This window comes from Caldovatus aquaticus (assembly GCF_019458025.1).
Lineage (GTDB): Bacteria > Pseudomonadota > Alphaproteobacteria > Acetobacterales > Acetobacteraceae > Caldovatus > Caldovatus aquaticus.
Genome location: NZ_JAHZUY010000100.1, coordinates 1 through 7,277, shown reverse-complemented (window position 1 = coordinate 7,277; position 7,277 = coordinate 1). Strand labels below are relative to the sequence as shown.

Below are 7,277 nucleotides of genomic sequence, written 5' to 3'. Positions count from 1 at the left end.
CGGGCGGGGCCGGCGCGGCGCGTCCCTCCCGCCGGCCGGGCCGGGCGGCCGCGGCGCCGCCGGCGCCGCGGCGAGGCCGAGCTCCAGCGCCTCCAGCCGCCGGATCTCGTCGCGCAGCCGCGCCGCCTCCTCGAATTCGAGGTCGGCCGCCGCCGCGCGCATGCGCTTCTCGAGCTCGGCGATGGTCGCGCGCAGGTCCTTGCCGACGAATTCGGCCGCGCTTCCCGCCCCCTCCACCGCCTCGACGGTCACGTAGTCCTGCTCGTACACGCTCTGCAGCACGTCGGCGATCTGGCGCCTGATGGTCTGCGGCGTGATGCCGTGCGCCTCGTTCCACGCCATCTGCTTGGCGCGGCGCCGCTCCGTCTCCTCGAGCGCGCGGCGCAGCGAATCCGTCATGACGTCGGCGTAGAGGATCACCCGCCCCTCGGCGTTGCGCGCGGCGCGGCCGATGGTCTGGATCAGGCTGGTGGTCGAGCGCAGGAAGCCCTCCTTGTCGGCGTCGAGGATCGCGACCAGCATGCATTCGGGGATGTCGAGCCCCTCGCGCAGCAGGTTGATCCCGACCAGCACGTCGAAGGCGCCGAGGCGGAGGTCGCGGATGATCTCGATGCGCTCCAGCGTGTCCACGTCCGAGTGCAGGTAGCGCACCCGGATGCCCGCCTCGGTCATGTACTCGGTCAGGTCCTCGGCCATGCGCTTGGTGAGCGTCGTCACCAGCACGCGACCGCCCCTGCGCGCCACCTCGCGGCACTCGGCGAGCAGGTCGTCCACCTGGCCCTCGACCGGGCGCACCTCGCACAGCGGGTCCACGAGGCCGGTCGGGCGGATCACCTGCTCGACGAAGGCGCCGCCCGTCCGCTCCAGCTCCCACGGCCCCGGCGTGGCGCTGACGAAGATCGTCGCCGGGCGGTAGGCGTCCCACTCCTCGAAGCGCAGCGGGCGGTTGTCCACGCAGCTCGGCAGGCGGAAGCCGTGCTCGGCGAGCACGCTCTTGCGGTTGTAGTCGCCGCGGAACATGCCGCCGAGCTGCGGCACCGTGACGTGGCTCTCGTCCACGATCAGCAGCGCGTTCTCCGGCAGGTACTCGAACAGGGTCGGCGGCGGCTCGCCGGGATTGCGCCCCGTCAGGTAGCGCGAGTAGTTCTCGATCCCCTTGCAGGAGCCGGTCGTCTCCAGCATCTCGATGTCGAACCGGGTGCGCTGCTCGAGCCGCTGCGCCTCGAGCAGCCTGCCCGCGGCCTCCAGCTCGGCGAGGCGCTGCTTCAGCTCCGCCTTGATCTGCGCGATCGCCTGCTGCAGCGTCGGGCGCGGCGTGACGTAGTGGCTGTTGGCGTAGATCGCGACCGCGGCCATCTCCGCGGTGATCTCGCCGGTCAGCGGGTCGAACTCCCGGATCGCCTCGATCTCGTCGCCGAACAGCGAGACGCGCCAGGCGCGGTCCTCGAGGTGGGAGGGCCAGACGTCCACCGTCTCGCCGCGGATGCGGAAGGTGCCGCGCGCGAAGAAGGCGTCGTTGCGCCGGTACTGCTGCTCGACCAGGGCGCGCACCAGCGCGTCGCGCTCGATCCGCCCGCCCTTCGCGAGCCGCACCACCATGCGCGAATAGGTCTCGACCGAGCCGATGCCGTAGATGCAGGAGACCGAGGCGACGATCACCGTGTCGCCGCGCTCGAGCAGCGCCTGGGTGGCGGCGTGGCGCATCCGGTCGATCTGCTCGTTGATCTGCGCGTCCTTCTCGATGTAGGTGTCGGTGCGCGGGACGTAGGCCTCGGGCTGGTAGTAGTCGTAGTAGGAGACGAAGTACTCCACCGCGTTCTCCGGGAAGAACGCCTTCATCTCGCCGTAGAGCTGCGCGGCGAGGGTCTTGTTCGGGGCGAGGATCAGCGTCGGGCGCTGCACCGCCTCGATCACCTTCGCCATGGTGAAGGTCTTGCCGGAGCCGGTGACGCCGAGCAGCACCTGGTCGCGCTCCCCGCGCGCGAGCCCCTCGACCAGCTCGCGGATCGCCTGCGGCTGGTCGCCGCTCGGCGCGAAGGGCGAGACCACCCGGAACGGCCGCTGCGGCGGCGGAGGCGGGCGCTTCTCGGGGAAGAACAGCACCGGGGGGGCGGCGAGGAGGTTCATCGGCGGGCGGTTCGGTCCGGCGGCGGGCGGCCGGTGCGGCGGGCGGGCCTCGCCCGCGCGGCCCGGCGGCGCCGGGAGCGAAGATGGGGGCGCGGCCGCGCTCCGTCGAGCCGGCCGGCCCCGGCGCCGGAGCCGTTTCCGCCCGGCGGTGCGCGCGGCAACGGCTCCGGCTCGCTGTCTGCCGGGCGGATTCGCGCTCCCGGCTGTCTCCGGCCGTCCGCGCTCCGCCCTAGTCCGCCGCCGCCGGCTTCGCCGCCGCGGCCTCCTGCGCCGCCTCCGGGTAGCGCGCCCGCACCACCGGCCCGTCCGCCGCCCAGGCGAGGCAGGTGCCGATCAGCTCCGGGCTGCCGCCGCCGCTCTGCCCGCCGATCGTCTGGTAGGCGACGGTGGCGAGCTGGCCGAGCATCTCGCGCAGGTGCGTGCAGCCCGCCACCCCGCCGACCCGCTCCCGCACCGCGCGGGTGAAGCCGGGGCCGATGCGCAGGCCCCGGAGGCGCTTGAAGTTCGCCGCCGCCGCCGGGCAGATCGCGTAGGGCGTGTGGTCGGAGGCCGCCTCGACATCGTGGATCAGCATCGTCTCGTCCACCGTCAGGCGCAGCCACATGCCGTGCAGCGGCTCGCCCGGCGCGATCCGGCCGCGGTCCATGGTCTCGAACGGGGCGGTCTTGGTGTCGGTGAGCTGGCCCTCGATGTCGTAGAGCCCGTCCTCGCGCCGATAGCCGCGCATGACGAGGCTGCGGGTGTGCAGGGGCTGCCGCCGGGCGGCGGCGGGGGGCAGGGGCATGGGCGGTCGGATCCGGCCTGCTCGGGTGGCGTGCTGCGGTGCAGCGCAACCGTTCCTATGCCAGCCGCCGGGCCGGAAGGCCAGAGCGCCGCCGGCCCCTTCCCGCCCGGCCGCTCCGTCAGATCCGCTCGCTGAGCCGGATCGCCACCCGGCAGCCGGCCTTGATCGCGGCCGAGAGCAGCCGGTAGGCCGGCGCCCGCTCCGCCTCGTGCGCGAGGCCGATGTCGCGGTGCTCCAGCTCCTCGGCGCGGAAGCGCGCGATCGCCGCGCGGAGCGCCGCCTCGTCCTCGCCGAGCGCCGCCTCCTGCGCCCGGTAGTGCGCGTCGATCGCCTCCTCCACCGCGACGGTGCAGGCCATGGCGGCGCGGTGGCCGAGCAGCGCCGTCGCCGCGCCGAGCGCGAAGCCGGCCACGTGCCAGAGCGGCAGCAGCGCGGTCGGGCGCACCCGCCGCTCGGCGATCAGGCGCGCGAAGGTGTCGAGGTGGTGCTGCTCCTGCGCCTGCATGTGGCGCAGCAGCGGCTCCCAGCGCGTGCCGCGCAGCACCGCGATCTGGCCCTCGTAGATGCGCTTCGCGCCGTATTCTCCCGCGTGGTCCACGCGGATCGTCCGCGCCACCACCTCGCGCGGGGTGGGGTCGCCGGGCAGGCGGGGCTCGCCGGTGGCGGCGGGCCCGTCGGCGGCGGGGGCGCTCATCGCTCGCCGCGCCGCCGCGCCGGCAGGGCCAGGGCGAGGCCGCCGAGGCCCAGGGCGTAGAGCAGGTTCATCGCAGCCATCGAGACCGGCAGTCCCTCGATCAGGTAGGTCGGCGCGTCGCAGGGCTTGGTCGGCGCCGGGGCGAGGCCGCGCATCAGCTCCTCGACGCTCGCCGCCGGCGCGCCCGGGGCGGTCGGCACCTGGCAGCCCGGCAGCGGCGAGGGCCACCAGCCCTGCTCGACCCCGACATGCAGCGCGGCGATCGCCGCCGAGGCCAGCACCGCCCCGCCGGCAAGGCCGAGCAGCACGGCGCGCGCCCGCCCGACCAGCAGGGCCGCCGCGAGCGCGAGCCCGGCCGCGACCCAGTAGGGCCAGCGCTGCCACAGGCAGAGCGCGCAGGGCGCAAGCCCCCACCAGGCCTCGCTGCCCCGCGCGAACAGCGGCGCGGCGGCGGCGAGCGCGGCGACGAGCAGGGCGGCGGTCGCGGAGGGGGCCATGGGCCGGCATACATCGCCTCTCGGCCGCCGCGCCGCAACTGGACCCCCCGCCCGCGCCGCGCCTACCGTGGCGGCCGCCGCGCAACGGGAGGAGTCCGCGCCATGCTGAAGATCTGGGGCCGCAGCAGCTCGAGCAACGTGATGAAGGTGCTCTGGCTGTGCGAGGAGCTGGGGCTGGCCTACGAGCGCATCGACGCCGGCGGCGCCTTCGGCCGCACCCGCGACCCGGACTACCTGGCGAAGAACCCGAACGCCCTGGTCCCCACCATCGAGGAGGAGGACGGGTTCACGCTGTGGGAGAGCAACACGATCCTGCGCTACCTGTGCAACACGCGCCCCGGCGGCGGCGCGCTCTATCCGGCCGCGCCGCGCCCGCGGGCCGAGGTCGAGCGCTGGATGGACTGGCAGCTCTCGCGCGTGAACGGGCCGATGACGACGCTGTTCTTCACCTACGTGCGCACGCCGGAGCCGCAGCGCGACCTCGCCGCGGCGGCGAAGGCGCGCGACGCGGCGGAGGAGGTGTGGGCCATCCTCGACGCGCAGCTCGCCGGGCGGGACTTCGTCGCCGGGGCGGCGTTCACGATCGCCGACATCGCGCTGGGGATCCAGGCCCACCGCTGGTTCAACCTGCCGATCCGGCGGGCGGACCTCGCCGGGCTGCGCCGCTGGTACGAGCGGCTCGGGCAGCGGCCCGGCTACCGCAGGCACGTCATGGTGCCGATGAGCTGACGCCGGGGCCGCGGCGGCCGGCGCGGCCCGCCTACGCCGCCTGCTCCGCCGCCGCGGGTCCGCCCTCCAGGGCGGCAAGGAAGCCGCGCGACCAGGCCGCGGCGTCGTGCGTCCAGACCGCCTGCGCCATCCCGCGCCAGCGCGCGATCCGCTCCGCCGCCGGCATGGAGAGCGCGCGGTCCAGCGCCTCGGCGATCTCGTCCGGGTCGAGCGGGTTGACCACCAGCGCCCCCTCGAGCTGCCCCGCCGCGCCGGCGAAGCGCGAGAGCACCAGCACGCCCGGATCCCCCGGGTCCTGCGCCGCGACGTATTCCTTGGCCACCAGGTTCATCCCGTCGCGCAGCGGCGTCACCAGCCCGACCCGCGCGATGCGCATGAACCCGGCGAGCGTCGGGCGCGCCACGGCGCGGGTGATGTAGCGCAGCGGCACCCAGTCGAAGTCCGCGTACTGGCCGTTGATCCGGCCCGTCAGCTCGTCCAGCTCGCGCCGCAGGGCGCGGTACTGGGCCACCTCCTCGCGCGAGACCGGGGCGAACTGGAGGTAGGTCACGGCGCCCAGGTGGCGCCCCTCGAAGCCGGCGAGCAGCCGCCCGTAGCCGCTGAAGCGGTGCGGCAGGCCCTTGGTGTAGTCGAGCCGGTCCACGCCGATGACGAGCGACCGCCCGACCAGCGACGCGCGCAGGCGCTCCGCCTCCGGTCCGGCCGCCGCCCGCCTGGCCATCGCCGCGAAGCCCGCCGCGTCGATCCCCGCGGGCCAGGTGCCGACCCGCCGCGCCGCCTCGTCATGGCCGGCGCGCTGCAGCGCCTCGCGCAGATGCCCCGCATCCTCCTCGGTCTGCACGCCGATCACGTCGTAGGCGGTGAGGTCGGCGAGCAGCTCCTCCGACCGCGGCAGGGCGCCGAAGACGCTGGGCGGCGGGCAGGGGACGTGCAGGAAGAAGCCGATGCGCAGGTCCGCCCCGCCGCGGCCGATCCGGCGGCGCAGCTCGGCGCCGAACGGGAAGAGGTGGAAGTCGTGCACCCAGACCGTGTCGTCGGGCCTGAGCAGCGGGGCGAGCGCCGCGGCGAAGGCGGCGTTCACCAGGCGGTAGCCGGCGTAGTCCTCGCGGTCGAACTGCGCGATGCCGAGCCGGTAGTGCAGCATCGGCCACAGCGACGCGTTGGCGAAGCCCTCGTAGTAGCGCCGGTAGTCGGCCTCGCCGAGGTCGAGCCGCGCGTAGGTCATGCGGCCGTGGCGCACGATCCGCGGCTCGCGGGGCGTGGCCTCGGCGCACTGCCCGCTCCAGCCGAACCACAGCGCCTCGCGTCCGGCGAGCGCCTCCTGCAGGGCGACGGCGAGGCCGCCCGCGGCGGCGCCGCGCTCGCGCGGATTGGGCACCCGGTTGGCGACGATCACGAGGCGGCGGCGGCGGCTCTCGTGGCAGTAGTGGCCGGCGCGCCTCATCGCGGCGGCGCCTCGTCCGGCGCCGCCGCGCGCCATCCGGCCTGGCCGGCGCGCGCGCGCGGCGGGGGCGCCGCCCCGTCCGCCGGCGCCCCGGCGGCCGCGGCGAGCCAGGCGCGCAGCCGGGCGGGCGTGCCGAACGCCTCCTGCAGGCGCAGCCCGAGGCCGCCGGCGGCGCGCGCCGCCGCCATCCCCTCCTCGTCGGTCGCGTCGTCGCCGATGAACACCGGCACGCGCCCGGCGAAGGGCGGGCGCGCCATCAGCGCCGCCACCGCGCTCGCCTTGGAGACGCCGCGCGGGCGCACCTCCCACGCCTTGCGCGCGGAGAGCAGGGTGAAACGCGCGGGGTCCTCGGCCACCAGGGCGGAGAGGAGCGCGCGCGCCGCCTCCCCCGCCTCCGGGCCGGCGAGGCGGTAGTGCAGGACGAAGCCGTGCGCCTTGTCCTCGAGCAGCATGCCCGGGAAGCGCGCCGCGAGGTCGGCGGCGCGGGCGCGCCATGCGGGCGGCGGCAGGGGAAGGTTCGGGCCGATCGCCGGCGCCGCGGGGCCGAGGCGCAGCGTCGCCCCGTGGTCGCCGACCTTCACGATCGGCAGGGGCAGGAAGCGGTCGAGATCCGCGATCGGCCGCCCGCTGACCACGGCGAGCGCACCCTCGAGCCGCCGCGCGAGCCGGTCCAGGACCGGCAGCAGGCCGGGCGGCACCCGCACCGCGTCCGGCACCGGCGCGATCTCCACCAGCGTTCCGTCGAAATCGAGGAACAGCGCCGCAGCGGGCGGCAGGCCCGGCGGCGACGCGCCGGGCGGGAGATCGTCGGGCGGCATGGGCGGCAGATGGGTTCGGTTCACATCCCCTTCGGTCACGAAGCACGGAGCCGGGGCCGGCGGCCCGTGGCCCGGCCGGCCCCCGGTGGGCGCCGCGCCCGCTCCGCCCCGCGGCCGTCCGCCGCGGACGGCGGGCGCGCCCGGCCACGGGCGCGCCTGCCGCCCGGGCCGGCGGCGCGTTATA

7 protein-coding genes are annotated in these 7,277 nt (G+C 76.1%); 1 reads left to right on the top strand and 6 read right to left on the bottom strand.

Annotation, left to right across the window (positions count from 1 at the left end; translation table 11 throughout):
- The 4 genes from uvrB to K1J50_RS18235 form a co-directional block, all read right to left on the bottom strand.
- On the bottom strand, positions 1-2,127 hold a 2,127-nt coding region (gene uvrB, locus K1J50_RS18250), incomplete at its 3' end, for an excinuclease ABC subunit UvrB (protein ID WP_220119184.1).
- Between the two features lie 229 nt (positions 2,128-2,356).
- Positions 2,357-2,911 carry a DUF2889 domain-containing protein gene (locus K1J50_RS18245; RefSeq protein WP_220119183.1) on the bottom strand — a complete coding sequence of 185 codons (555 nt, stop codon included), beginning with the start codon at positions 2,909-2,911 and terminating at the stop codon, positions 2,357-2,359.
- Between the two features lie 118 nt (positions 2,912-3,029).
- Complete coding sequence (locus K1J50_RS18240; protein ID WP_220119182.1) at positions 3,030-3,605, bottom strand: demethoxyubiquinone hydroxylase family protein; 576 nt, start codon at positions 3,603-3,605, stop codon at positions 3,030-3,032.
- Entirely contained in the window at positions 3,602-4,102 is a 501-nt protein-coding gene (locus K1J50_RS18235) for a disulfide bond formation protein B (RefSeq protein ID WP_220119181.1), read from the bottom strand. The genes K1J50_RS18240 and K1J50_RS18235 overlap by 4 nt, the downstream gene beginning before the upstream one ends.
- 102 nt (positions 4,103-4,204) lie before the next feature.
- Here K1J50_RS18235 and K1J50_RS18230 point away from each other — a divergent pair, with 102 nt between their 5' ends.
- The gene (locus tag K1J50_RS18230; RefSeq protein WP_220119180.1) at positions 4,205-4,831 is read left to right on the top strand and encodes a glutathione S-transferase family protein; all 627 of its coding nucleotides are present in this window, start codon (positions 4,205-4,207) and stop codon (positions 4,829-4,831) included.
- Positions 4,832-4,862: 31 nt separating this feature from the next.
- On the opposite strand, the gene K1J50_RS18225 is transcribed toward K1J50_RS18230, so the two are convergent.
- Both K1J50_RS18225 and otsB read right to left on the bottom strand, forming a co-directional pair.
- A complete protein-coding gene (locus K1J50_RS18225; RefSeq protein WP_220119179.1) occupies positions 4,863-6,275 on the bottom strand; it encodes an alpha,alpha-trehalose-phosphate synthase (UDP-forming) in 1,413 nt (470 codons plus the stop codon).
- Positions 6,272-7,117 carry a trehalose-phosphatase gene (otsB, locus tag K1J50_RS18220; protein ID WP_369413649.1) on the bottom strand — a complete coding sequence of 282 codons (846 nt, stop codon included), beginning with the start codon at positions 7,115-7,117 and terminating at the stop codon, positions 6,272-6,274. Before otsB ends, K1J50_RS18225 begins: the two co-directional genes overlap by 4 nt.
- Positions 7,118-7,277 lie beyond the last annotated feature (160 nt).

What these genes read in the sequence shown, in the direction of transcription:
- K1J50_RS18240 (WP_220119182.1), bottom strand. Translation starts at nt 3,605, where the DNA reads ATGAGCGCCCCCGCCGCCGACGGGCCCGCCGCCACCGGCGAGCCCCGC.
- K1J50_RS18245 (WP_220119183.1), bottom strand. Translation starts at nt 2,911, where the DNA reads ATGCCCCTGCCCCCCGCCGCCGCCCGGCGGCAGCCCCTGCACACCCGC.
- K1J50_RS18225 (WP_220119179.1), bottom strand. Translation starts at nt 6,275, where the DNA reads ATGAGGCGCGCCGGCCACTACTGCCACGAGAGCCGCCGCCGCCGCCTC.
- K1J50_RS18230 (WP_220119180.1), top strand. Translation starts at nt 4,205, where the DNA reads ATGCTGAAGATCTGGGGCCGCAGCAGCTCGAGCAACGTGATGAAGGTG.
- K1J50_RS18235 (WP_220119181.1), bottom strand. Translation starts at nt 4,102, where the DNA reads ATGGCCCCCTCCGCGACCGCCGCCCTGCTCGTCGCCGCGCTCGCCGCC.